Here is a 24886-nt window from a genome sequence, read left to right as displayed (position 1 = left end):
CCAGCCCTCGGCACCAGCCCTCGGCACCAGCTCTCGGCACCAGCCCTCGGCAACGCACGGCTTGGTCACAGGTAGCGCACAGAGCCGCAGCCGACCCTGGACGGCATGACCGAGCCGAACCAGCCGAACCAGCCGAACCAGCCGAACGCGAACGACCCTCAGCAGCCGGACACAGCACCACGGCAGGCAGGCCCACAGCAGGCCGGCCCACAGCAGCCGTCCGGGGCGGCGTACCAGCCGTATCAGCCATACCAGCCGTACCAGCCGGCCGAGCCGCAGTACCCGCTCTACGCGCAGCAGCCGCTCGGCGCGTTCGGACCGGCGGGCGAGGCACCCGAGACCGGCCAGCTGCACCCTGCCGGACCGCACCCTGCCGGCCCGCAGCAGGCGCAGCGTCCCGCGGCCGGGCGGCGCACCGTGCTGGCCGCCGCCGTGATCGCCGCGCTGATCGGCGGTGGCGTCGGGGCCGGGACGGTTGCCCTCGTCCGGGACAACGCGACGACGGCACCCTCGGCGGGGCTGGCGTTCAGCACGCAGCCGGCGCCGGCGGCCAAGGTCGACGGCACCGTCACCGCGGCCGCCGCGAAGATCGGCCCCAGCGTGGTCACGATCAACGTCACATCGCCCCAGGAGAGTGACACCGGTTCTGGCGTGATCATCCGCCAGGACGGTTACATCCTCACCAACAATCATGTGATCGCGACGGCCACCGGTGGCAACGGCACCATCAAGGTCACCCTGGCCGACGGGCGCACCGTCCCCGCGACGGTCGTCGGAACCGATCCGTCCGACGATCTGGCCGTGCTCAAGGTGAAGCTGACCGGCCTGACCGCGGCGACGTTCGCCAGCTCGTCCGCGCTGCAGGTCGGTCAGACCGTGGTGGCCGTGGGGGCCCCGCTCGGGCTGTCCGACACGGTCACCGCCGGGATCGTCAGCAACACCGCGCGCCCCGTCACGACCGGGGACAGCAGCAACGATCAGGCCGTGTTCAACGCGGTGCAGACCGACGCCGCGATCAACCCCGGGAACTCCGGTGGTCCGCTGGTGAATCTCAACGGGGACGTGGTCGGCATCAACGCCGCGATCGCGACCGACCAGTCCAGCGGCGGCCTGCAGCTGCCCGGGCAGCAGAGCTCGTCGGGCAACATCGGCATCGGCTTCGCCATCCCGTCGGACGAGGCGAGCCGGATCGCGACCGAGCTCATCTCGACCGGCAAGGCCACCCACGCGGTGCTCGGGGTCAGCGTCGGCGGGAGCGCGACGCAGGGCAGTGGGGCGGTCATTCGCAGCGTCACCAGCGGATCCCCGGCGGACAAGGCCGGGCTGCGAGTCGGCGACGTGGTCACCGCCCTGGCCGGGCAGCGCATCGACGAGGCCGACGCGCTGGTGGCCGCGGTCCGCTCCCACGCTCCGGGCCAGCAGGTCAAGCTCACCTACTCCCGGGGCGGGAACAGCACGACGGTGACGCTCACGCTCGGCGAGTCCGCCAGCTGACCGCCGCCGTGTCGCGGCCCGATCAAGTTACATCGATGTAAGCTAAATAGTTTGGAACTCAACTTGACTTCACACACACTTCACGGCATAGTTCTGTTTGCGTCCATGACGCGGGTTCGAGAAGCGCGGAACTTCAGTTCGATCTTCGACTCAAGTCCGCGGCCACCGAGCCGATAACTGAACAGTCCGACCGATCGGTGAACCCCCCCGCTAACCGATCACGAGGACGAAAATGATCAACGTCCGAACGCCGGTGGAACCCCCGCTCACCGGAACTGGTCCGAGATCGCGATGAAGCCCCCAGTGGAACCCCCGCCCACTGGGGGTTTCGCGATTTAACCGGGCTTCGCGATCGAGCGGGCGCCGGCTACTTGGCCGCGCGGCGCCGACGCGCGGCCGCCCGCTCGGCGGCCGATCCGGCGATCGTCACCGGCGAACCCGGCTCGACCGCGCCGGCGGCGGTCGCGTCGGGAGCGGAGTGCTCGGGTGCGGTGTCCTCGGCAGCGGCGTCCTCGGCAGCGGCGGCAGCAGCACCGTCCACCAGTTCGGCGGCCGAATCCTCCTCCTCGCGCGGGACGCCCCGATCGTCGCGCCGGATCCGGACCTTGCCGGACTCGAGGTCGATCCGCTTCCCACCTGAACTGTCGCCGACCTCCTCGCGGGTCGACTGCAGCCGACGCTTCTCCTCATCCATGTGCCTCTTGGCGGGATTGAAGAGGGTGTCCAGACCCCACTGCGTCATAGCTGCCAGATTACGTCGTCCTGATCGCTATCGCGTCACGGTGGCCGCGATCGGCGCGCGCTCGTAGCCTGAGGTCATGCTCTTCTCGCATCCCAAGACCGACCTGATCAGCCCCGAGCACGCGCTGCGGGGCCGGGCCGACTACCCGTTCACCGTGCCCGCGACGCACCACGTCAACGGCCGACCGATCCAGCCGCCGTTCCCGGACGGGATCCGCACGGTGGTGTTCGGGCTCGGCTGCTTCTGGGGCGCCGAGGAGATCTTCTGGCAGACCGAGGGGGTCTGGACCACTGCCGTCGGGTACGCCGGCGGCTTCAGCCCGCACCCCACCTACGAGGAGGTCTGCACCGGGCGCACCGGTCACACCGAGTCGGTGCTGGTGGCCTACGACCCCGCCCTGGTCGAGTTCGGTGAACTGGTTGCCCGCTTCTTCGAGGTGCACGACCCGACACAGGGCATGCGCCAGGGCAACGACATCGGTACCCAGTACCGCTCGGCGATCTACTACACGAGCGAGGAGCAGCGCGCCGTGGCCGAGGAGGCGAAGGCGACCTATTCGGCGTTCCTGCAGGCGCGCGGCTTCGACCGGGTCGGCACGGAGATCGCCCCGCTCGGCCCGTTCTACTACGCCGAGGGCTACCACCAGCAGTACCTGGCCAAGAACCCGAACGGGTACCGCTGCCACGCGGCAACCGGCTTGGACTTCCCCCGCTAGCCCTGGACTTCCCCCGCTAGCCCTGGCTTCCCCGTCAGGCAGAGCGGCGGCGCAGCGTCACGGCGGCCAGCACCAGGCCGAGCGCCACGCACCCGCCGACGACGGCCGCGTCCCGCCAGTACGTCCCGCTCAGCGAGCTCGCGCTCGTCACCGTTTGCAGCGCATCGACCGCGTACGACAGCGGCATCACGTCCGAGAGCCAGCGCAGCACGCTCGCCATCTGCCCGCGCGGCTGGAACAGCCCGCACAGCAGCAACTGCGGCAGCACGAGGACCGGCATGAACTGCAGCGCCTGGAACTCGGTGCGCGCGAACGCGCTCGCCAGCAAGCCGAGGGCGACGCCGAGCAGTGCGTTGAGGACCGCGACAACCAGCAACCAGAGCAACGAGCCGGCAATCGACAGCCCCAGCCACACGCTGACGAGCACCGCGACGAGAACCTCGACCAGGGCCAACAGCGAGAACGCGACGCCGTACCCGGCAATGAGATCGAGCCGCCCGATCGGCGTGGTCAACAGCCGCTCCAGCGTTCCGCCACGCCGCTCGCGCAACATCGTGATCGAGGTGATCAGGAACATCATCAGGAACGGAAAGAACCCGAGCAGGGCGGGCGCGATGCGGTCGAACACCGCGCGCGAGTCGTACATGTAACGCAGCAGCACCATGAGCAGCGACGGCACCACGATCATCAGCACCACGCTGCGCGGGTCGTGCCGCAGCTGCCGCAGCACCCTGCCGGCCGTGGCCCCGGTCCGCACCGCGCTACGCCCCACGGCGGTCGTCCCGAGGCTCACCCGGAGCGCACCAGGGTGAGGAACGCGGCCTCCATCGAACCGGTGCCGGTGCGGTCCTTCAGCGCTGCCGGGGTGTCGTGGGCGAGCACCGCTCCTTCGCGCAGCAGCAGCAACCGGTCGCACCGGTCCGCCTCGTCCATCACGTGACTGGACACCAGCACGCTGACGCCGTCCGCGGCCACGCGATGGAACAGGGTCCAGAGGTCCTCGCGTAGCAGCGGGTCCAGCCCGACGGTCGGCTCGTCCAGCACCAGCAGCCGGGGCGTCCCGAGCATCGCGACCGCCAGGCTGACCCGCGAACGCTGCCCGCCGGAGAGCCGTCCGGCGAGCCGATCGGCGTAGCCGCCCAGCTGTACCGCCTCGATCACGCGAACCACGTCCGCGGCAGGAGTGCCGAGCAGCGCGGCGAAGTAGCGCAGGTTCTGCGCGACCGTGAGGTCGTCGTAGACGGAGGCCTCCTGGGTGGCGTAGCCGACCTCGGTGCGCAACGCCGGGTCCCCGTTCGGCCGGCCGAGTACGCACACGGTGCCCCGCGCGATCCGCTGCAGCCCGAGGATGCAGCGCAGCAACGTGGTCTTGCCCGACCCGCTCGGCCCGAGCAGGCCGGTCACGCCGCCCGTGGCGATCTCGACGCTGATCCCCCGCAGCACCTCGACCCCGCCGCGCACCACGCTCAGCCCATCGGCGGTCACGGCGTATGCCTGCACACGGTGATGCTGTCGGTGCCGGTGGCACACGGCAAGCACCACGCCGCGGTCCGGGCGCACCGTAATCTGGACGCGTGCCTGAGTTGCCCGAGGTCGAGGCGCTCGCGAGCTTCCTGCGCGAGCGGGCCGCCGGACGCGCAGTGGTGCGCACCGACGTCGCGTCGTTCAGCGCGGTGAAGACGTTCGATCCACCGCTGTCCGCGCTGAACGGGGCCGTGGTGAGCGGCGCCTCGCGGTACGGCAAGTTCCTCTCGCTGGACGTCGGGGACGGGTCGGACCGCCTGCACCTGATCACCCACCTGTCTCGCGCCGGCTGGCTGCAGTGGCGCGAGCAGCTCAGCCCGGCGCCGCCGAAGCCCGGACGCGGACCGCTCGCGTTCCGGCTGCACCTGGCGCCTGAGTTCCCGGCCGGGCCGAGCTCGGGTTTCGACCTGACCGAGGCGGGCACCCAGAAGCGGCTGGCGATCTACCTGGTCACCGACCCGCGGCAGGTCCCCGGCATCGCCCAGCTCGGGCCGGACGCGCTGTCACTCACCCGCGACCAGCTGGCCGGCCTACTGGCCGGCGAGCGCGCCCAGCTCAAGCGCGCGATCACCCACCAGTCCGTGATCGCCGGCATCGGCAACGCCTACTCCGATGAGATCCTGCATGCCGCCCGGCTCTCGCCGTTCAAGCTCGCGGCCAAGCTCACCGACGCCGAGATCACCCGGCTGCACGACGCGATCGGGTCGGTGTTGACCGCCGCGGTGGAGCGGTCGGTCGGGCAGCGGGCGGCCACCCTGAAGGGGGAGAAGCGCAGCGGGCTGCAGGTGCACGCGCGCGGCGGGCTGCCCTGCCCGGTCTGCGGCGACTCGATCGGCACCGTCTCCTTCGCCGACCGCTCGTTCCAGTACTGCCCGACCTGCCAGACCGAGGGCCGCGAACTGGCCGACCGCCGCATGTCCCGCCTGCTGCGCTGAGCCACCCCGAGCCGCTGCGGCAGACTGGGGCGGTGAGCTTCTTCTCCGCGCCCCCGTCCGCGTCGGTTGCCGACCTGCCTGAAGACCTGACCGCGGACGGCACGGTGCTGGACGTGCGCGAGCCCTACGAGTGGCAGGCCGGGCACATCCCCGGCGCGGTCCACGTCCCGATGAACAGCGTCCCCACCACCGTCCACTACGAGCCGGACCGCATCCCGACGGACCGGCGGGTGCACGTCGTGTGTGCCGTGGGCGGCCGCTCCGGACAGGTGACCGCCTGGCTGGTCAAGAACGGCTACGACGCGGTGAACATCGCCGGCGGCATGCACGCCTGGGCACAGGCCGGCCGCGCGATGGTGAGCGAGACCGGAGCGCCGCCGCAGGTGCTCTGAGCGCTTCGGGCACGATGGACGGGTGAGACCCCGCGCAGCCCGCGCCGCGATCGAGCCGCCGGACCGGCCGCTGATCGTCGCCCACCGCGGCGCGTCACTCGACGTGGCCGAGCACACCCTGGCTGCCTACCTCAGCGCGATCGAGTCCGGGGCGGACGCGCTGGAGTGCGACGTGCGGCTCACCCGGGACGGGCACCTGGTCTGCGTGCACGACCGCACGGTGAACCGGACCTCGGACGGCCGCGGTGTGGTCAGCGAGTTCGACCTGGCAGCACTCAGCGCGCTGGACTTCTCGTCATGGCACGGCGACCTGCCCGCCTCGGCCGACGACCTGGTGAACGCGGCGCCGTACCTGTCCGGTGTCGCGCCCGACCTGGTGACGCTGTCCGGCGGCGTGCTCACGCTGGAGCGGCTGCTCGAACTGGTCCGCGACGCCGACCGCCGGGTGGGGCTGCTGATCGAGACCAAGCACCCGACCCGCTACGGCGGGCTGGTCGAGAAGGAGCTCGTCGAGCTGCTGCGCCGCTTCGGCTGGGCCGGGCGAGCCGGACCCGGGGAGTCGCTGCGCGAACCGGCCGACCTGAGCAACCCGGTGACCGTGATGAGTTTCGCGCCCACCGCGCTGCGCCGGGTCAAGCTGCTCGCGCCGGACATCCCCACGGTGCTGCTGATGGAGCGGCTGTATCCGGTGCGCCGCGAGGGGATGCTGCCGGCCGGCGTCCCGATCGCCGGACCCGGCCTGCACCTGCTGCGCGCCGATCCGGGCTTCGTCGCCCGGGCGCACGCCCGCGGGCACCGGGTCTACGTCTGGACGGTCGACGATCCCGCCGACGTCGAGCACGTGCTGCGCCTGGGGGTCGACACGATCATCACCAACCGCCCCGCCGAGGTGATCGCCCAGGTGGACGGGGTGTGAGCGAACAGCCCGGGCGGTTAACCGGCGGCGCGGCTCGGGTATCAACGACAGGTCCGGGGGAATTGCGGTCGGAGGAGAGCAGGCGAGCGGTGTCCGCCATTGAGGTCCGGCACGAGCCGACCAGCGCGGGGCTGGTGCGCCGCAGGGTCGGCGCCGACCTCGCCGAGCGCGGCATCGAACCGGAGTCCATCGACGAGGTGGTGCTGGTCCTCAGCGAGCTCGTCGGCAACGCCGTCCGGCACACGCCGAGGGCGGACGACGGCCCGCTCGCCGTCCGCTGGGAGCTCGATCCGGACGGGGTGACGGTGGAGGTCACCGACGCCAGCACCGAACCGCCGCGCCCGCGTACGCCCGGCAGCACCGAACCGTCCGGCCGTGGGCTGCAGATCGTGGCCGCGGTGTCCGACGACTGGGGCGTTGTGCCGCTGCGTTCCGGCAAGCGGGTCTGGGCGCACGTGCCGGTGCACCGCGTCGCGTCGATTTCTTGATCACGTCGCTTTCTTGATCACGTCGGGCCGATCCAACCGGGCCCTCCCGCCCCGCTTTGCTTCGCTCCCCCCACCCTGTTACCAGAATTCGCGCCGATTTTCCGTCGCAGCAGGGGGGAAGCGGCAGCGATCAGGTGGGCAGGCCGCGCATCACACGCAGTGCCACCGACAACGTCGCCAGGTCGATCGTGTCCCGGTCGAGCGCGGCGCGCACGGTCGAACGCGCCCGCTCGACGCGTTCGATGTTCGCCTCGCTCCACACCTGCGTCCGGTCATCGGCGCTCAGCGCGTCGTCGGTGCCGCGCAGCACTGCCGTGGTGATCGCCGACAGCGCCGCGTACACGTCGTGCCGCATCGCCGCGCGTGCCAGGGTCGTCCAGCGGTCATCTCGCGGCAACGCGGTCACCGCGGTCAGCATCTCGTCGACGTAGAACTGGTCCGACAGCGCGAAGTGCAACTCGGCGATCTCGGCCGGTGAGTGCTCGCTGGCGTTGGCGATCTCGACCACGTCCAGCAGCAGGAACGTGCTGAGCAGCTGCGCAAGCGTCGTCGCCAGCTCGGTCGGCAGGCCCAGCTCGACCAGCCGTGCCGTCTCGCCGTGGATGTCGGCCAGCTCGGCGCCGCGCACCAGCTCGGCGATGCGCGGGCCGAGCTCGCGCAGCGTGGGGCCGAACCGGTCGATCTCGGCCGCGACGTCCGAGATCGGGAACCGGACGTCGACCAGCCAGCGCGTCGCCCGGTCGACGAGGCGGCGGATCTCCTGGTACCCGGCGTGCTGCGCATCGGTCGGGACCTTGTTGTCCAGGCTCTCCAGCTCCGCCCACAGCTCACCGAGGCCGAACACCTCGCGGACCACGCTGTACGCGCGGGTGATCTCGGCGGCGTCGCCACCGGTCTCCTCGATCGCCCGGTGAACGAACGTCGTCCCGCTGCGGTTGATCATGTCGTTGACGACGACGGTGGTGATGATCTCGCGCTGCAACGGGTGCTTGTCCAACTCGTCGGCGAAGCGGGAGGCGATCGCCGGCGGGAAGTAGCCGGCCAGGGCACGGCGGAACCAGGGTTCGTCCGGCAGCGTCGAGGACTCCAGCTTGCGGGTGAGGGTCATCTTCGAGTACGCGACGAGTACCGAGTTCTCCGGCGAGACCAGGCCGATGCCCTCGGCCTCGCGCGCGGCGATCTCCTTGTCCGACGGCAGGAACTCCAGCGTGCGGTCCAGCTCGCCGGCGGTCTCGAGCGCCTGGATGAACCGCTGGTGCACGCTGATCAACGCCGGGCTCAGCTTGCGCGCCATGCCCAGCAGCACGTTCTGCTCGTAGTTGTCGCGCAGCACGTGTGCCGCGACGTCCTCGGTGACGGACGCGAGCAGGTCGTTGCGCTCGGCGACGGTGATCGTCCCCGCCGCGACGGACCGGTTCAGCAGGATCTTCAGGTTCACCTCGTGATCGGACGTGTCCACCCCGGCGGAGTTGTCGATCGCATCGGTGTTGATCTGCCCTCCCGCCCGCGCGTACTCGATGCGGCCCAACTGGGTGAAGCCGAGGTTGCCGCCCTCGCCGACGACGCGGGCGCGCAGTTCGGCGCCGTTGGCCCGCAGCGCGTCGTTCGCCTTGTCACCGGCCGCCGTCTGCGGCTCGGTCGATGCCTTGACGTACGTGCCGATGCCGCCGTTCCAGAGCAGGTCCACCGGCGCGAGCAGGATCGCGTGGATCAGGTCGGTGGGGGTGAGCTTGCTGGTCGTGGCCGGCAGCCCGAGCCGCGCGGCGACCTGCGGGCTGATCGGGATCGCCTTGAGGGTGCGCGGGTACACCCCGCCGCCCGCGGAGATGAGCGAGGTGTCGTAGTCGGCCCAGGACGAGCGCGGCATCCCGTAGAGCCGGCGGCGCTCGGCGAACGAGCTCGCGGCGTCCGGGTCGGGATCGAGGAAGACGTGCCGGTGATCGAAGGCAGCGACCAGCCGGATGTGCTCGGACAGCAACATGCCGTTACCGAACACGTCGCCGGACATGTCTCCGATGCCGACAACGGTGAAGTCCTGCGTCTGGGTGTCCAGCCCCAGCTCGCGGAAGTGGTACTTCACCGACTCCCACGCGCCGCGCGCGGTGATGCCCATCGCCTTGTGGTCGTAGCCGACCGAGCCGCCGCTGGCGAACGCGTCGCCGAGCCAGAAGCCGTAGTCGGCCGAGATCCCGTTCGCGATGTCGCTGAACGTGGCGGTGCCCTTGTCGGCCGCGACCACCAGGTACGGGTCGTCGCCGTCGTAGCGCCGGGTCTGCGGCGGCGGCACGATCGTCTGCGCGCCCGAGGCGTCGGTGACGTAGTTGTCGGTCACGTCCAGCAGGCAGGAGATGAACATGCGGTAGCAGGCGATCCCCTCGGCCAGCCATGCATCGCGGTCGGCGGGATCGGGCAGTTGCTTGGGGACGAAGCCGCCCTTGGAGCCGGTTGGGACGATGACCGCGTTCTTGACCATCTGTGCCTTGACCAGGCCGAGCACCTCGGTGCGGAAGTCCTCGCGCCGGTCCGACCAGCGCAGCCCGCCGCGGGCGACGGCGCCGAAACGCAGGTGCACGCCCTCGACGCGCGGGGAGTAGACCCAGATCTCGAACCGGGGCCGGGGTTCGGGCAGGTCCGGGATCTCGCGCGGGTCGAGCTTCATCGCCAGCGCGGTGCGCCGGTTGCCGTCGTCGTCCAGCCGGTAGGCGTTGGTTCGCAGCGTGCCGCGGACGAGCGCGAGCAGCGAGCGCAGGATGTGGTCCTGGTCCAGGCTGGCCACCTCGGCCAGCTGCGCCTCGATGCGCTCGACCAGCGGCTCGGTCGCCTGACCCTCACGCCCGGGGTCGAAGCGCGCCTCGAACAGCTCGACGATGCCCTCTGCCAGCGCCGCGTGCTCGACGAGCGCCTGCTCGATGTAGCCCTGGCTGAAGGTGGTCCCGGCCTGGCGCAGGTACTTGGCGTAGGCGCGCAGGATGTTGGCCTGCCACCACGACATCCCGGTGCGCACCACCAGCGCGTTGAACCCGTCCTGCTCGATCTGTTCGCGCCACAGCAGCCGCAGCGCGTCGATCACCGCGGTCGAGCGCTCCTCGTCGAAGTCGACGCCGGCGGGCAGCCGCAGGCCGAAGTCGTAGATCCAGACGTCCTGGGCGTCGCGCAGTGCGATCTCGTAGGGCCGCTCGTCGAGCACCTCGATCCCCATCTGGGTGAAGATCGGCAGGGCCCGGGCGAGGGTGACGGCCTGGCCGGTGCGGAACACCTTGAGCCGCCGGTCGGCGTCCTCGTCCTCGTCGGTGGGCGTGTAGAGCTGGAAGGCCAGCCCGTCCTCGCGCGGCAGCTCGTCCAACGTGATCAGGTCACGCGCGCCCGCCGCCGCGTCGAAGTCCTCCTTGTACCCCTCGGGCAAGGCACCGGTGAACATCCGGATCAGCCGCTCGGCGGCCTCCTCACCCCGCTGCGCCACCAGCAGGTCGCGCAGGTCGTCGCTCCAGCGCCGGGTCACCGCGGCCACCTCGACCTCGACGGCGGGCCGGTCCGGCGACGGCGGCTGCGTGCCGGGCCGGACCGCGATGAGGAACTGCATCCGGGCCAGGTCCAGCTCGACGATCCGGTCGTCGCGGCCGATGATCTCGCCCGGCCAGTTTCGGGAGATCACCTCGGTGACCCGGCGCCGCGTCTCCGGCCCGAACCGATCGGCCGGGAAGTACACCAGCACGCTGACGAAGTCGCGGTTGAGGTGGATCCGGGCGAACACGCCGACCGTCTTCTGCTCGGCGCGGTTCACCACCAGCTGGGCCAGCCGCAGCAGGTCGCCGGTCGGCGCCTCGAGCAGTTCGTCGCGCGGCAGGGTGCGCAACGCGGCGAGCAGCTGGCGGCCGGTGTGGCTGTCGGCCCGCACCCCGGAGCGCAGCAGGATCTCGGCGATGCGCCGGCGGACCACCGGCACGCGGCCCACCAGGCCGTCCTCGGCGTTCGTGATCAACCCGAGGAACACGTGGATCATCTGCTTGCCGTCACCCTGCGTCACGACGGTGACGCAGTCGTAGCGGACCGAGCGGCGCACCGTCGACACCAGCGGGGACTTGAAGATCACCAGCGGGGCGCCGCTGCGGTACGCGGGCAGCAGTTCGAGCGGCGAGATCCGGGCGGCCCCGCGCAGCACCCCCTCGGCGTCGTCGTCCTGCGCCTGGGCACGCGGGCTGGCCAGCTCGTTGGCCGAGTAGGCGGCGTGCCCCAAGATCATGTAGTTGCCGTCGGCGAGCCAGCGCAGCAGCGCGCCGGCCTCGGCGCTGGTCTCGCGGTCGAACTCGCCCGGGTCGGCGCTCAGCGCGTCCGCCAACTGCCGCAGCCGGGCGTACATCGCGGGCGCGTCGTCGAGCGCGTGGTGCACGTCGGCCAGGACCCGGCGCACGTCGTCGGCCAGGACCGGCTGCTCCTCGGCGGGCACCGCGTCCAGCTCGATGTACATCCACGACTCGACCAGTGCACCTGGCGGCACATCGGCGTTGTCGTCGATGTCCAGCACTTCGATGAGCGCGCCGTCGGAGTCACGCCGCACGACGACCTGGGGGTGCAGCACCCGCTCGGCGGGCCGGCCGCAGCGCTGCAGCTCGGCCCGGACCGAGTCGACCAGGAACGCGGCGTCCGAGGTGACGATCTCGATCGCGCTGGTGTCCGCGTCCAGCTCACGCAGCCGCAGCAACGTCTCACCCGGCCGCCGCACCGCGCCGAAGGCGAGGTTCTCGTTCGCGAGGATCTCCAGCTCGTCGTCGTCCCGGCCGGGCAACTGGCTGCCGGCGTGGGCCAGGAAACGGCGCGCGAAGGTATCGGCATCGACTCCGCTGGGCGCAGGGGTGCCCGGACGGGTCTCGGTCATGGCGTGGTCACCTCGTTGTGACGTGCGAACGGCGAGCGCCACTCATCCTTGCACCACGCCGGTCCGGCTGCGCGTCCTGGCCGGAGAGGCGCGGTCGATCAATCCGCCGATTTCGCGCCTAAGCCTGGCATAAGCGTCCGCTGAGCGTTAGCGTCTCCGCCCATGCGCGCGTTCGGTCGCTCGGAGATCCCGAGTTCGACGGCGGCGCAGGGATGGGGACAGGTCCTATGAGGTATCGCAGGTCGAGTGCGGTGACGGCCGGAACGGCCGTGGCACTGCTCGTCGCCGGAGTGGTCGCAGGCGCGGCCGACGCGCAGCCGTCGGCTCCACACGCCACGCCGACAGGCGCGCACGCCGCGCCCACGGTCAAGCACGGCCTCTCGATTCCGGGAGCCGCCAAGATGGGCGCGCTGCAGCACGCCACCGGACGCCAGACCGTGTTCGTGCAGCTCGCCGGATCCGGGGCGGCCGCGACCTCCGCGCACACCTACCGCGCCGTTCCCGGCGCCGCCTCGACAAAGCGGTCCAAGGCCAAGTCCGCGGCGCTGTCGCGCCGCAGCCAGGTCAAGAAGGACGCGAGCGCGGTACTCGCCGCCGTCCGGGCCAAGGACGGCAGCGCCCGCCAGCTCTTCCAGGTCAGCAACGCCGTTCCCGGCATCGGCGTGACCGCTGACGCCGCTGCGCTGCGCGCGATCGCCGCCCGCAGCGACGTCGTCAAGATCTCCAAGATCGTGCCCAAGACCGCCTCGAACGCCAGCGCGGCCCAGCTGACGAAGGTGCTGAACACGTGGACGAACGTCCATCAGCTCGGCGCCGGCGTCACGGTCGGCATCATCGACACCGGCCTGGACTACACGCACGCCGACTTCGGCGGGCCCGGCACCACGGCCGCGTACAAGGCGGCCGAGACGCACGCGAGCGCCGGCGGGCTGTACGACTGGCGCGCCGCGCTGCCGCCCCTCGCGCAGGCCAAGGTCGGCGGCGGTTGGGACTTCGTCGGCGACAACTACGACGCCGACCCGACCTCGGACACCTACCAGCCGGTGCCGCACCCGGACGCCAACCCACTGGACTGCAACGAGCACGGCACCCACGTGGCCGGCACAGTCGCGGGCTACGGTGAGAACGCCGACGGATCGACGTTCACCGGCGACTACACCGCGCTGACCGGCTCCGACCTCGACGGCATGAAGATCGGCCCCGGCATGGCACCGGGTGCGATCCTGTACTCGCTGAAGGTGTTCGGCTGCGAGGGCTCGACCGACGAGGTCATCCCGGCGCTGGACATGGCGCTGGACCCGGACGGCAACGGTGACTTCTCCGACCACCTCGACATCGTCAACCTGTCCCTCGGCGGCGACTACGCGACGCCGGACGACCCGGAGAACGCGGTCGTCGACCAGCTCGCGGCCAACGGAGTGCTGCCGGTCATCGCGATGGGCAACAACGGCGACCTGACCGACACCGGCGGCGCGCCCGGCAACGCGGTGCGCTCGCTGGCCGTGGCCAGCTCGGTGGACGCGTACCAACTGCTGTCCGGCATCACCGTTAACGCGCCCGGCGGCGTCGCCGGCACCGCGGTGGGCCAGGTGTCGGTCGCCTACGACTGGGCCAACGCCCCTGACGTGACCGGTGACGTGGTCGAGCTGTCGCCGGCCAACGCGGACGGATGCGCCGCGCTCTCGAGTGCCGACGCGGCCAAGGTGGCCGGCAAGATCGCCTGGCTGACCTGGGACTCCGACGACGCCACCCGCAAGTGCGGCTCGGTCGGACGGTCGGCGAACGTCAAGGCCGCCGGCGCGATCGGCGCGATCTTCACCGGCGACGTCCCGGTGTTCGGCGCCGGCATCACCGGCGACAAGGACATCCCGGTGTTCCAGCTGACCAAGACCGAGACCGCGCGGCTGCAGTCCGCAGCCGGCGCGGGCACCCTGAACGTCACGTTCACCAAGACGCTGCTGAACAACCAGCCCTCGACCGACCCCAGCATCACCGACCTGCTGTCCTCGTTCAGCTCGCGCGGCACGCACGGCTCCATCGGCGTGGTCAAGCCGGACGTGACGGCCCCCGGAGACACGATCTCCTCGGCCGGCATGGGCACGGGCGACGAGGTGCTGTCGATCTCGGGCACCTCGATGGCGACCCCGCACACCGCGGGTATCGCCGCCCTGGTCCGGGCGCAGCACCCGAGCTGGACGACCGAGCAGGTCAAGGCGGCGATCATGAACACCGCCTCGCACGACATCTACACCGGTGCGAACCAGAGCGGTCACATCTACGGTCCCGCCCGGGACGGAGCCGGCCGGGTCGACGCCCTGGACGCGGTGAACACCGAGATCCTCGCCTACGACGTCGACGCGGGCATGGAAGGCGCCGTCAGCGCCTCGTTCGGCGTGATCGAGGCGCCGGCCGGGACGACCGTCACCAGGACCCACACGATCAAGGTCGAGAACACCGGTGCGTCGTCGGCGACGCTGTCGCTGTCGTACGGCGCGGCGATCCAGCAGCCCGGGGTGAGCTACTCGGTCTCGCCGAGTTCGGTCACGATCGCGGCCGGTGCTTCGACGAACGCCACGGTCACCGTGACGGTCACCGCCGACGCGCTGCGGCACACGATCGACCCGACCATGGCGAGCGAGCAGGCCGGGCTGGCCCGCCAGTACCTGTCCGACGCGTCGGGCCGGCTGCTGATCGACCAGGCCGGGCACGACACGCTGCGGGTGCCGGTGTACGCCGCCGCCAAGCCGGTGTCCAGCATGACTGCCACAGGCAGCTTCCACGCCGGCAAGGCTGCGCTGAAGCTGACCGGCACCGGGGTGCGCCAGGGCGACCCGACCACCTCGGAGGCGTACGACTCGCTGGTGTCGGTGATGGATCTCGGCGCCACGAGCGGGCGGCTGCCCGCCTGCGGCGCCGACGGCGTCTCGGACTGCACGGTCAACGAGACGGCCAGGGGCGGCGACATCAAGTATGTCGGCGCAGGCAGCTCGCGGAGCCCGGACGACGGCACGCTGGAGAACGGCTGGTTGTACTTCGGCGTCGCGACCTACGGCGACAACGCCACCATCGGCAACGCGACGATCCCGTACGTGGACATCGACGTCGACGGTGACGACGTGCCGGACTACGAGGTGTACGCACAGAACGCGCCCGGCACCGACGTGCTGCTGGCCTGGCTGATCGACCTCAACACCGGGGATGCGATCGACGCCGAGCCGGTGAACTTCAACCTGGGCGATGTCGACAGCAACGTGTTCGACACCGACGTGGTGACCCTGCCGGTTTGGCCGGCGGCGATCGGCGTCACCGGCAACCCGAAGAAGTTCCCGATCAGCTACACGGTCGGCACGTTCAGCGCGTACGCGGCACCGCTCAGCAACGGCGACGTCGACGACGTGGGCCCGGTGGCCTTCGACGTCGCCAAGCCGCGGGTGGCGGTCTCCGACCCGCTGTACCTCGACCAGGCCGGGGTGTCGATCGACGCCGACGTGCGCAACGCACACACCAAGGCGCTCGTGCTGCACCTGCACAACGCCACCGGCAACCGAGCCCAGGTCGTCGACCTCGGCCCGGCCAAGGCGTCGGCGCCGACCCACGTGCGCGGCACGCCCGGCAACCGGTCGGTCCGGCTGAGCTGGACGGCACCCAGCTGGACCGGCGCCGGCCCGATCACCGGGTACGACATCAGGTACTCCAGCAACAACGGGCACACCTGGCGGTCGGCGTCGGCGGCGTACCACAACCGGACGGCCACGTCGGCGACGATCACCGGCCTGACCAACGGCGCGCGCTACGTGTTCCAGGTGGCGGCGCTGACCTCGGCGGGCACGAGCGCGTACTCGGCGTCCTCGGCACCGGTGCGGCCGGCGTTCGACCGGACGCACGTCGGCATCGGCGGCTCGCGGCACGTGCACCCAGGCGGACACGCGACGCTGACGGTGCGCGTGGTCGACACCACGACGCACCAGCCGGTGCACGCGAAGGTGACGCTCTGGATGCGGGCCAACCGCAACCACGCGTGGGTGAAGGTGGCCACGCGCATCACCGGTACCCAAGGGCGGGCGAGCGCGCAGATCCGCCAGTTCGCCTCCGCGTGGTACCAGTGGCGGTACGCCGGCAACTCCCGCCACCTGCCCGCGCACAGCGTGATGCGGCACGTGGTGGCGCACTGAGCCAACCACTCGGGTCCGTCGCGGCCCGGCACGGCGGGTCGTTCCGCCGTGCCGGGCCGCAGTCACGTGCGGGCAACTGAGACGATGTGCAGATGGGCATGCATGACTCCGCGCGGCCGCGGCCGCTTCCCACCAGCGCGTCGTACGGGATCACCGTGCGCCTCTACGCCGCCCCGTCCGCCTCGGTGGTCGGCATGCTGGCCACCGCGGTCGGCACCGCGGGTGGGCTGGTCACCGCCATCGACGTCAGCGAGTCCCGCCCGGACCGGATCACGATCGACGTCAGCTGCTCGGCGTCCAACGGCGAGCACGCCGCGGAGATCGTCGAGGCGATGCGCGGCGTGCCGGGCGTCACCGTGCACCGCGTGTCGGACCGGACCTTCCTGCTGCACCTGGGCGGGAAGATCAGCGTGGAGTCCAAGGTGCCGCTCAAGACGCGTGACGACCTGTCGATGGCGTACACCCCGGGTGTCGGCCGGGTCTCGCTCGCCCTCGCCGCGCACCCCGAGGACGTCGCCAAGCTGACCATCAAGGGCAACTCGGTCGCCGTGGTGACCGACGGCTCGGCCGTGCTGGGGCTCGGCAACATCGGGCCCGGCGCCGCGCTGCCGGTGATGGAGGGCAAGGCAGCGCTGTTCAAGCGCTTCGCCAACATCGACGCGTGGCCGATCTGCCTGGACACCCAGGACGCCGACGAGATCGTGCGCATCGTGCGGGGCATCTCGCCCGGCTTCGGCGGCATCAACCTCGAGGACATCTCCGCGCCGCGCTGCTTCGAGATCGAGCGGCGGCTGCGCGCCGAACTGGACATCCCGGTGTTCCACGACGACCAGCACGGCACCGCGATCGTGGTGCTCGCCGCGCTGACCAACGCGCTGCGCTGCGTGAGCAAGACGCTCGCGACTGCGCGCATCGTCATTTCCGGCGGCGGTGCGGCGGGCACCGCGATCGTGACGCTGCTGCTCGCCGCCGGCGCCGCGCACGTGCTGGTGTGGGACCGCGAGGGCATCCTCTCGCCGACCGACCCGACGCTGAACCCGGCCAAGGCCGCGCTCGCGGCCCAGACCAACCCGGCCGGTGTCACCGGCGACCTGCACGACGCGCTGCGCGGCGCCGACGTGTTCATCGGGGTGAGCGCGCCCAACGTGCTGCCCGCCGAGTGGCTCGCCGACATGGCGCCGAGCCCGGTGGTGTTCGCGCTGGCCAACCCCGACCCCGAGGTCGACGTGGACGCCGCGCAGCAGTACGTGGCGGTGCTCGCGACCGGGCGCAGCGACTACCCGAACCAGATCAACAACGTGCTCGCCTTTCCCGGCGTGTTCCGCGGCCTGCTCGACGCCCGCGCGCGGGAGATCACCGTGCCGATGCTGCTGGGTGCCGCCGAGGCGATCGCCTGCTGCGTGAGCGACGACCAGCTCAACGCCACCTACATCGTCCCGTCGGTGTTCGACCCGGCCGTGCCCACCGCCGTGGCGGCCGCGGTACGCGAGGCCGCCGGGACGCAGCAGCCGACCGAGCCGGACGACCACGGGCTGCACTGAGCAGTCCCGGCGGTCGCGCCGCAGAACCGCACGTGCCCGCCGCCTCGTCCAGACAGTCAGGAACCCGAGCTGACTGGAGCGGACCATGCGACCGATCGTGCTTGCCGGCCTGGCGCTGGCCACTGCCACCCTGCTGGCCGGGTGCTCCGGATCGTCCTCATCGGACGGGCGGTCCCTCGTGAGTGGCGGCGCGGCAAAGGCGGCACCGGCACGTGCGGCCGACGCGGCCGGCGAACGGGCGAACCCGGCCGGCGGCGGCGCGGCCAAGGCGCCGGACGTCGCCGATGCGCAGTCCAAGATCGTCAAGGCGGACATCAGCGTCAGCGTCCAGCACGCCGACGAGGTGGCCGCGCGGGCCGATCAGGCCGGCGTGATCGCGCGCCGCTACGGCGGGGACGTGTACGCGGAGCAACGCAGCGGCGGTGCGCACGCCGCGGCGACGGTGACCATCAAGGTACGGCCGGCGGACACCACGGCCGCACTGGACGACCTGGCCGGCCTCGGCAAGGAGCTCGACCGGCACATGAGCACCGAGGACGTCACCCAGCAGGTGGCCGATGTCGATTCCCGGGTGCGCAGCGCGCAGCTGGCGATCGACCAGCTCAACGCGCTGTACTCCCGCGCGAGCAAGGTCAGCGACATGATCGTGATCGACAACGAACTGGCGCAGCGCCAGTCGGACCTGGAGGCCCTGCTGGCGCAGCAGCGGGCGCTCGCGCACCAGACCGCGCTGGCCACGATCGATCTGTCGCTGAGCACGGCCGCGGCAACGCCCGCTGCAGCGCACCATGCGCGCACCGGCTTCCTGGGCGGCCTGCAGCGCGGGTGGGACGCGTTCACCTCGGCCGCCGGCGGGCTCGCGACCGGTTTCGGCGCCGCGCTGCCGTTCCTGGTCGTCCTCGCGCTACTCGGCGCCGGCGGTGTCTACGGCTACCGCCGCACCAGGCACCCCGCGCCGCCGCAGCCGGCCGCCGAGTGACCGGCCGGCGACCGCCGCTCGCGGCATGACCAGGTAGGCGCCGACGTACAGCGCGGCCGCCAGGATCAGCAGCGCCCGATAGCCGAACACCAGCGAGAAGTACTCCAGGCAGCCGCCCACGATCGCACCCAGCAGATTGGTGCCGAACGCGAGCGGCGCATCGGCGGTTGCCGAGAAGCGCTTGGCGAAGATGATGTTGGCCGCGAAGATCGGCAGGAAGCTGACCGCGATCGCCGCCACCGCCCTGGGCAGCACGCCGAGCGAGAGCAGCCAGCTCGCCGGAACCAGCCAGCTCAGGGCCAGCCCACCCAGGAGCAGCGCGTACATCGCGATCAGGGGTGGGGTCCTGGTCCGGCTGGTCACCTCGACCGCGGCGAGGACCGCGAGCAGGACGCCGCCGAACACGAGGGAGTTGACGACCCAGGTCGTGCCGAACAGCAGGGCGAACCCGGTCACGCTCTTGGTCTCGATCAGCAGGAACGCCGCGCCGAGCAGGAACAGGTCGCGATAGGACCACAGGCCCCGCGCCTGCTCGCGCAGCCGGCGGGCGCCCCCGGCGCCACCGCCCGCCGCGTTCAGGGCCAGGACGAATCCGATCGCCAGGATGCTGCCGAGCACGATCAGGACCAGTGCCGTCCGATACAGGGACGGGATCGTGCTCTCGCGCAGGTACAGGAACGGTTGGTCGTCGGTGGCCGGCGGGGGCGTCGCGGCCGTGCGCGCCCAGGGCCTGGCGCACGTCTGGTCCTCGGGCGTCAACCCGGCCGTCATCACCGCCAGTGCGGTAGCGGCGCGGTCCTCGTACACGCACGGCGCGTGACCGAAGACGTCCTCGAGCGTGCCGGCCAGCCGGTCGACCAGCCACTGCTCTCGGTAGAAGTTGTACATCGAGAACGCGCCGCCGGGCGCGAGGTGCGAGCGGACCGCCTGAACGGCCTGCCTGGTGAACAGGTAACTCTCCAGGCGCAACGAGCTGGCGCCGGACACGAGGGTCAACGAGTCCGGGAGGGCGAAGATGATCAGGTCGAACTTCGTGCCGGTGCTCTCCAGGAACGCGCGACCGTCGTCGACGTGGGTGCGCACGCGTGGGTCCTGGTACGCGTGATCGGGATTGTGCTGGCGGCCGAACCGCAGCAGCGTCGGGTCGATCTCCACGGCGTCGATGTGCGTGGCGCCTTGGGCGAGGGCGATCGCCACGTCGGTCCCGGTCCCGGCGCCGACGATCAGGACGTTGCCCGGCCGGTGCGGGATCTGCCGGTAGGTCTGCAGGTACCACGGCTCCTCCGACGAGCGCAGCGCCGCAGAGGTCAGCCGCTGGTGCGGGATGCCGTTGACGTCGACGCTCCACGTCCGCTGGCCCTGGTCGACCACGAGCGCGGTCGAGACCTTGTAGTAGGGCGACCAGAAGTCACCGGTGTCGTGGCGCAGCGGGTACACGAACATCACCAGCAGCGCGAGCAGCAGCGTCACGCTCACCGACGTCGCCGGCCGCCCGAGCAGCGCGATGAACAGCACGCCGACGATCGTGAACCACACCAGCGGCGGTGCGCCGAGGAAGGACAGTCCGGTGAAGGCGAGGATGCCCAGCAGGCTGCCGAGCAGGTCGAGCCGGTAGGCCTCGAGCCGCTCCAGGCGGCCGAAGCACGAGCCGACGATCTCACCCGGGCCGGAGAGAACGCCCGCGACGGCCAGGAAGACGGCGGGCAGCGTCATCCAGATCGGCGGTCCGGTCGTCGTGCCGGTGGTGAAGAAGATCAGCTTGTTGCTCGTCTTGTCGACCGTGACCGGGTAGGCGCTGACGAACGCGACCAGCCCGAGCAGGACGACCAGGGCGTGCAGCGGCATCGGCCGGGGACCGCGGTCGCGCCCCGCGGCGCGGAGGAACCCGAGGCCGATCCCCAGGAACGAGCCCATCAGCACGAAGTTGGAGAAGTACGACAGGTGGACGATGTTCGCGCCCAGCCACCGGATGAGCGCCAGCTCGAGGAAGAGCATCAGCGCGCTCGCGAGCAGGAGCCGAACGCGAATGCTCATGCGCGCATTCCTACCAGCCGATCAGCGCCTCACCCTACGAATCGGGTCAGTGTGGCGTCGGGGCGAGCTCGCGCGCGGCGGCGAGGAAACGGTCGTTCTCCTCGGCATTGCTGATCGTCACCCGGACGCCGGCGCCCGCGAACGCGCGGACGATCACCTGCCGCTGTTCGCAGTGCGCGGCCCAGTCGGTGGTGGCGTCACCGAGCGGGAACCAGACGAAGTTCGCCTGGGTCGGCGGCACGTCGTACCCCATCGCGATCAGCTCGCGGTGCACCCGGTCGCGCTCGTGGACGATCTCGTCCACGCGCTTCATCAGCTGCGCCTCGGCCTCGGGCTCGAGGCAGGCCAGCGCGGCCTGCTGCGCGACCGTCGTCACCGCGAACGGCACCTGGGTCTGCCGCAGCGCGCCCGCGATCGCCGGGTCGGCCGCGACGGCGTAGCCGACCCGCAGCCCGGCCAGCCCGTACGCCTTGGAGAAGGTGCGCAGCACCACCACGTTCGGGTGCTCGTCGAGCAGCGTGGTGCCGTCCGGCACCTGCGGGTCGGTGACGAACTCGCGGTACGCCTCGTCCAGCGCGACGACCACGTTCGCCGGCACCCGGCCCAGGAACGCGACCAGCTCGTCGCGGCGCACCGCGGTCGCGGTGGGGTTGTTCGGGTTGCAGACGAACACCAGCCGGGTCTTGCCGGTGATCGCCTCGGCCATCGCGTCCAGGTCGTGGACGTGCGCCCGCAGCGGCACCTGCACCGACGACGCGCCGCTGACCGCGGTGATGATCGGGTACGCCTCGAACGAGCGCCAGCCGTAGATCACCTCGTCGTCGGCATCGGCGACGGCCTGCACGAGCTGGGTGCACAGCGACACCGAGCCGCAGCCCACCGCGACCCGCTCCGCGGCGACACCGAACTTCGCGGCCAGCGCGGCGGTCAGCTCGGCCGAGCCGTTGTCCGGGTAGCGGTTCGCGGCGGCGGCGGCCGCGGCGATGCGCTCGACCACGTGCGGCAGCAGCGGGTACGGCGTCTCGTTGCTGGCCAGCTTGATCGCACCCGGCACGGTCCGTCCGGGGACGTACGGCGGCAGGGTGCCGAGGACGGGTCGCAGCTGCACGCTCACCTGTTCGCTCCTGATCGTTCTGGTCGTTCGGTACGCGGCTTGTACCGCTCCACCTTCGCCTTGCGACCCTTGATCAAGGTCGCCTGCAGTGCCGCGACGACTTCGTCGACGGACTGCTCGGGGATCTCGACGATGGAGAACTTGTGGGTGATCTCGATGGCGCCGATCTGCCGGCCGGACAGGCTGGTCTCGTTCGCGATCGCGCCGACGAGGTCCTGGGGACGGATCTTGGCGGCGTGCCCGAGGCTGACGAAGATGCGGGTGGACTCACCGCCCGACACCGCACGGGGCGACCCCTTCGCGGCGTGGCTGCCCTTGCCCCCGTCGCGACCTCGCTCGGCCGGGCGGTCCCCGTCGCGCGGGACCGTGACGTCGGGGATCTCGTCGTCCGCGTCGACCGGCCCGCTGGCCTCGTGCGCGAGCTTGACCGCCGCCAGCGCGACCTGCATCAGGTCGAACTCGTCGGTGAGCGTGTCGACGACCACGCGGAACTGCTCGACGTCGTCCTCTTCCAGCGCCTCGTGCAGCGCGGCGCGGGTCAGCTCCAGCCGGCGCGCCCGCAGATCGGCCACGGTGGGCAGCTTCTCGACCGCGATGGCCTGCTTGGTGGCCTTCTCGATCGTCTTGAGCAGCCGGTGCTGGCGCGGCTCGACGAGCGTGATGGCCACGCCTTCGCGCCCGGCGCGCCCGACCCGTCCGATGCGGTGCACGTACGCGTCCGGTGCCGACGGCACGTCGTAGTTGACGACGTGGGTGAGGTGGTCGATGTCCAGCCCGCGGGCGGCGACGTCGGTGGCGACGAGCAGTTCGGCCGCGCCGCTGCGCACCCGCTGCATCACCCGGTCGCGGTGGTCCTGGGTCATGCCGCCGTGCAGCGCCTCAGCCCGGTAGCCGCGCGCCGTCATGCTCTGGCTGAGCGAGTCGACCTCCTCGCGGGTGCGGCAGAAGACGATCGCGGCGGCGGGTTGCTCGATGTCCAGCAGCCGGCCGAGGGCGGACGGCTTGTGCGCGCGGGGGGCGAGGTAGGCCACCTGGCGCACCCGCTTGGCTGCGCCGCCCTTCTCCTCGCGGTGGATCTTCACCTTGACCGGGTCGGTGAGGTAGCGCTTGACCAGCCCGTTGATGCGCGCCGGCAGGGTCGCGGAGAACAGCACGGTCTGCCGCTGTGCCGGGATCTCTTGCAGAATCGCCTCGATGTCCTCGGCGAAGCCCATGTCCAGCATCTCGTCGGCCTCGTCCAGCACCACGATGCGCAGGTTGTCGGTGCGCAGCGTCTTGCGGGCCAGGTGGTCGATGGCGCGGCCGGGGGTGGCGACGACGACGTCGATCCCGGACTCGAGCGCGCGGATCTGCCGGGTGATCGGCTGGCCGCCGTAGACGGGCAGCACCCGGGCACCCAGGTCGCGGCCGTACCGGTGGATCGCCTCAGACACCTGGATCGCCAGCTCGCGGGTCGGCACCAGGATCAGCGCGTACGGATCCCGCCCGCCGGGGGTGTGCACGTTCAGGATCGGCAGCGCGAAGGCGGCGGTCTTGCCGGTGCCGGTCGCGGCCTGGCCGATGAGGTCGTGGCCGGCCAGCAACTGCGGGATCGCCTCACGCTGGATCGGCGTCGGCTCCTCGTACCCCAGCGAGTCGAGCGCCTGCTGCAGTTCCGGGCGCAGGTCCAGTCCGGCGAAGCTAGTCACACGTACAGCATCCCAGTAGCCCGCCACGGAGCGATGGGCGCTAGCTGCCGCGCCGAGATCACAAATTCCCGCGCAGTTCCTGCTCGCGCTCGATCGCCTCGAACAGGGCCTTGAAGTTGCCCTTGCCGAATCCGAGCGAGCCGTGCCGCTCGATCAATTCGAAGAACACGGTCGGCCGGTCGCCCACCGGCTTGGTGAAGATCTGCAGCAGGTAGCCGTCCTCATCGCGATCGACCAGGATCTTGCGCGCCTTCAGCTGTTCGATCGGCACCCGCACGTGGCCGATCCGGGCCCGCAGCTCGGGATCTTCGTAGTAGGAGTCCGGGGTGTCCAGGAACTCCACGCCCCGCGCGCGCATCTCGTCGGTGGTGCGCAGGATGTCGTTGGTCGCCAGCGCGATGTGCTGGCAGCCGGCGCCGGCGTAGAACTCCAGGTACTCGTCGATCTGCGACTTCTTCTTCGCGATCGCCGGCTCGTTGAGCGGGAACTTGACCCGGTGGTTGCCGTTCGCGACCACCTTGCTCATCAGCGCCGAGTACTCGGTCGCGATGTCATCGCCCACGAATTCGGCCATGTTCACGAACCCCATGACCCGGTTGTAGAAGTCGACCCACTCGTCCATGCGGCCGAGCTCGACGTTGCCCACGCAGTGGTCGACGGCCTGGAACAGCCGGCGCTCCGGCGTCGGCAGGGTGGACGTGCGCTGCACGTAACCCGGCAGGTACACGCCGTCGTACCGCGAACGGTCCACCAGCGTGTGCCGGGTCTCGCCGTAGATCCCGATCGCGGCCGTCCGTACCGTGCCGTTCCCGTCGCTGACGTCGTGCGGCTCGTCGAGCACCGTCGCCCCCTGGGCCCGCGCGTGCGCGATGCACTTGTCGACGTCCGGGACTTCCAGCGCGAGGTCGATCACCCCGTCGCCGTGCCGCCGGTGGTGGTCGGCGTACCGGCTCGCCGGGTCGACCGCGCCGAGGATCACGAACCGCGCCGATCCGGCACGCAGCACGAAGCCCTTGTGGTCCCGGTTGCCCGTCTCGGGGCCGGTGTACGCGACGAGCTCCATGCCGAGCGCGTGCTGGTAGAAGTGCGCGCTCTGGGTGGCGTTACCGGCCACGAACACGACCGCGTCCATCGCGGTGACCGGGAACGGGTCCTTCGCCTCGTCGTAGTCCACCAGGCCGACGAGCTGCTTCAGGCGCTCGACGGTGAGTTCGGCGGCGCGCTCGTCGGGGGTCAGCTCCACACTGGTCATGGAGCCAGCTTTCAATCCGGGCTGCGA

At 71.2% G+C, this 24886-nt stretch carries 17 protein-coding genes; 9 read left to right on the top strand and 8 right to left on the bottom strand.

The annotated features are described in order from the left end of the window. Positions 1 to 105 precede the first annotated feature (105 nt). Positions 106 to 1494 (top strand): S1C family serine protease, encoded by a 1389-nt coding sequence (locus M6B22_RS12255; RefSeq protein WP_269441833.1) that lies wholly within the window; start codon positions 106 to 108, stop codon positions 1492 to 1494. 367 nt (positions 1495 to 1861) lie between these two features. Here the strand turns inward: M6B22_RS12255 and M6B22_RS12250 are convergent, their stop codons facing one another. After that, the gene (locus M6B22_RS12250) at positions 1862 to 2236 is read right to left on the bottom strand and encodes a DUF6191 domain-containing protein (protein ID WP_269441832.1); all 375 of its coding nucleotides are present in this window, start codon (positions 2234 to 2236) and stop codon (positions 1862 to 1864) included. A gap of 76 nt (positions 2237 to 2312) precedes the next feature. Here M6B22_RS12250 and msrA point away from each other — a divergent pair, with 76 nt between their 5' ends. Next, positions 2313 to 2951 (top strand): peptide-methionine (S)-S-oxide reductase MsrA, encoded by a 639-nt coding sequence (gene msrA, locus M6B22_RS12245; RefSeq protein WP_269441831.1) that lies wholly within the window; start codon positions 2313 to 2315, stop codon positions 2949 to 2951. A 34-nt stretch (positions 2952 to 2985) separates the two neighbouring features. On the opposite strand, the gene M6B22_RS12240 is transcribed toward msrA, so the two are convergent. Both M6B22_RS12240 and M6B22_RS12235 read right to left on the bottom strand, forming a co-directional pair. Further along, entirely contained in the window at positions 2986 to 3744 is a 759-nt protein-coding gene (locus tag M6B22_RS12240) for an ABC transporter permease (protein ID WP_269441830.1), read from the bottom strand. Next, positions 3741 to 4451: an ABC transporter ATP-binding protein gene (locus M6B22_RS12235; RefSeq protein ID WP_269441829.1), complete on the bottom strand. Its 711-nt coding sequence runs from the start codon at positions 4449 to 4451 to the stop codon at positions 3741 to 3743. Before M6B22_RS12235 ends, M6B22_RS12240 begins: the two co-directional genes overlap by 4 nt. Before the next feature lie 74 nt (positions 4452 to 4525). On the opposite strand from M6B22_RS12235, the gene M6B22_RS12230 reads away from it, so the two are divergent. The 4 genes from M6B22_RS12230 (at position 4526) to M6B22_RS12215 (ending at position 7206) form a co-directional block, all read left to right on the top strand. Further along, positions 4526 to 5410, top strand: a complete 885-nt coding sequence (locus M6B22_RS12230) for an Fpg/Nei family DNA glycosylase (protein WP_269441828.1) — start codon at positions 4526 to 4528, stop codon at positions 5408 to 5410. 32 nt (positions 5411 to 5442) lie between these two features. Further along, the gene (locus tag M6B22_RS12225) at positions 5443 to 5802 is read left to right on the top strand and encodes a rhodanese-like domain-containing protein (RefSeq protein ID WP_269441827.1); all 360 of its coding nucleotides are present in this window, start codon (positions 5443 to 5445) and stop codon (positions 5800 to 5802) included. A 22-nt stretch (positions 5803 to 5824) separates the two neighbouring features. Further along, a complete protein-coding gene (locus M6B22_RS12220; protein ID WP_269441826.1) occupies positions 5825 to 6718 on the top strand; it encodes a glycerophosphodiester phosphodiesterase in 894 nt (297 codons plus the stop codon). An 89-nt stretch (positions 6719 to 6807) separates the two neighbouring features. Continuing rightward, on the top strand, positions 6808 to 7206 hold the full coding sequence (locus M6B22_RS12215; protein ID WP_269441825.1) for an ATP-binding protein: 399 nt from the start codon (positions 6808 to 6810) through the stop codon (positions 7204 to 7206). A gap of 130 nt (positions 7207 to 7336) precedes the next feature. On the opposite strand, the gene M6B22_RS12210 is transcribed toward M6B22_RS12215, so the two are convergent. After that, the gene (locus M6B22_RS12210; RefSeq protein WP_269441824.1) at positions 7337 to 12079 is read right to left on the bottom strand and encodes an NAD-glutamate dehydrogenase; all 4743 of its coding nucleotides are present in this window, start codon (positions 12077 to 12079) and stop codon (positions 7337 to 7339) included. Between the two features lie 251 nt (positions 12080 to 12330). On the opposite strand from M6B22_RS12210, the gene M6B22_RS12205 reads away from it, so the two are divergent. The 3 genes from M6B22_RS12205 to M6B22_RS12195 all read left to right on the top strand — a co-directional run bounded on the left by M6B22_RS12205 (position 12331) and on the right by M6B22_RS12195 (position 18771). Beyond that, entirely contained in the window at positions 12331 to 16251 is a 3921-nt protein-coding gene (locus tag M6B22_RS12205; RefSeq protein ID WP_269441823.1) for a S8 family serine peptidase, read from the top strand. A gap of 92 nt (positions 16252 to 16343) precedes the next feature. Beyond that, entirely contained in the window at positions 16344 to 17792 is a 1449-nt protein-coding gene (locus M6B22_RS12200; protein ID WP_269441822.1) for an NAD-dependent malic enzyme, read from the top strand. An 85-nt stretch (positions 17793 to 17877) separates the two neighbouring features. Then, positions 17878 to 18771 carry a DUF4349 domain-containing protein gene (locus M6B22_RS12195; RefSeq protein WP_269441821.1) on the top strand — a complete coding sequence of 298 codons (894 nt, stop codon included), beginning with the start codon at positions 17878 to 17880 and terminating at the stop codon, positions 18769 to 18771. On the opposite strand, the gene M6B22_RS12190 is transcribed toward M6B22_RS12195, so the two are convergent. From M6B22_RS12190 to hppD, 4 genes are read right to left on the bottom strand one after another with little or no spacing between them, the layout of a single operon-like run. Continuing rightward, complete coding sequence (locus M6B22_RS12190) at positions 18697 to 20805, bottom strand: spermine/spermidine synthase domain-containing protein (RefSeq protein ID WP_269441820.1); 2109 nt, start codon at positions 20803 to 20805, stop codon at positions 18697 to 18699. The two genes, M6B22_RS12195 and M6B22_RS12190, sit on opposite strands and share 75 nt — an antisense overlap. Positions 20806 to 20851: 46 nt before the next feature. Continuing rightward, complete coding sequence (hisC, locus tag M6B22_RS12185; protein WP_269441819.1) at positions 20852 to 21919, bottom strand: histidinol-phosphate transaminase; 1068 nt, start codon at positions 21917 to 21919, stop codon at positions 20852 to 20854. After that, complete coding sequence (locus M6B22_RS12180; protein WP_269441818.1) at positions 21916 to 23607, bottom strand: DEAD/DEAH box helicase; 1692 nt, start codon at positions 23605 to 23607, stop codon at positions 21916 to 21918. The genes hisC and M6B22_RS12180 overlap by 4 nt, the downstream gene beginning before the upstream one ends. A 58-nt stretch (positions 23608 to 23665) precedes the next feature. Then, the gene (gene hppD / locus M6B22_RS12175; protein ID WP_269441817.1) at positions 23666 to 24859 is read right to left on the bottom strand and encodes a 4-hydroxyphenylpyruvate dioxygenase; all 1194 of its coding nucleotides are present in this window, start codon (positions 24857 to 24859) and stop codon (positions 23666 to 23668) included. Positions 24860 to 24886 lie beyond the last annotated feature (27 nt).

The organism is Jatrophihabitans cynanchi (assembly GCF_027247405.1).
Lineage (GTDB): Bacteria > Actinomycetota > Actinomycetes > Mycobacteriales > Jatrophihabitantaceae > Jatrophihabitans_B > Jatrophihabitans_B cynanchi.
The sequence above is the reverse complement of the archived record's forward strand: the minus strand, read 5'-3'. Positions and strand labels throughout refer to the sequence as shown.

What these genes read in the sequence shown, in the direction of transcription:
- M6B22_RS12255 (WP_269441833.1), top strand. Translation starts at nt 106, where the DNA reads ATGACCGAGCCGAACCAGCCGAACCAGCCGAACCAGCCGAACGCGAAC.
- M6B22_RS12250 (WP_269441832.1), bottom strand. Translation starts at nt 2,236, where the DNA reads ATGACGCAGTGGGGTCTGGACACCCTCTTCAATCCCGCCAAGAGGCAC.
- msrA (WP_269441831.1), top strand. Translation starts at nt 2,313, where the DNA reads ATGCTCTTCTCGCATCCCAAGACCGACCTGATCAGCCCCGAGCACGCG.
- M6B22_RS12210 (WP_269441824.1), bottom strand. Translation starts at nt 12,079, where the DNA reads ATGACCGAGACCCGTCCGGGCACCCCTGCGCCCAGCGGAGTCGATGCC.
- M6B22_RS12200 (WP_269441822.1), top strand. Translation starts at nt 16,344, where the DNA reads ATGGGCATGCATGACTCCGCGCGGCCGCGGCCGCTTCCCACCAGCGCG.
- M6B22_RS12195 (WP_269441821.1), top strand. Translation starts at nt 17,878, where the DNA reads ATGCGACCGATCGTGCTTGCCGGCCTGGCGCTGGCCACTGCCACCCTG.
- M6B22_RS12190 (WP_269441820.1), bottom strand. Translation starts at nt 20,805, where the DNA reads ATGAGCATTCGCGTTCGGCTCCTGCTCGCGAGCGCGCTGATGCTCTTC.
- hppD (WP_269441817.1), bottom strand. Translation starts at nt 24,859, where the DNA reads ATGACCAGTGTGGAGCTGACCCCCGACGAGCGCGCCGCCGAACTCACC.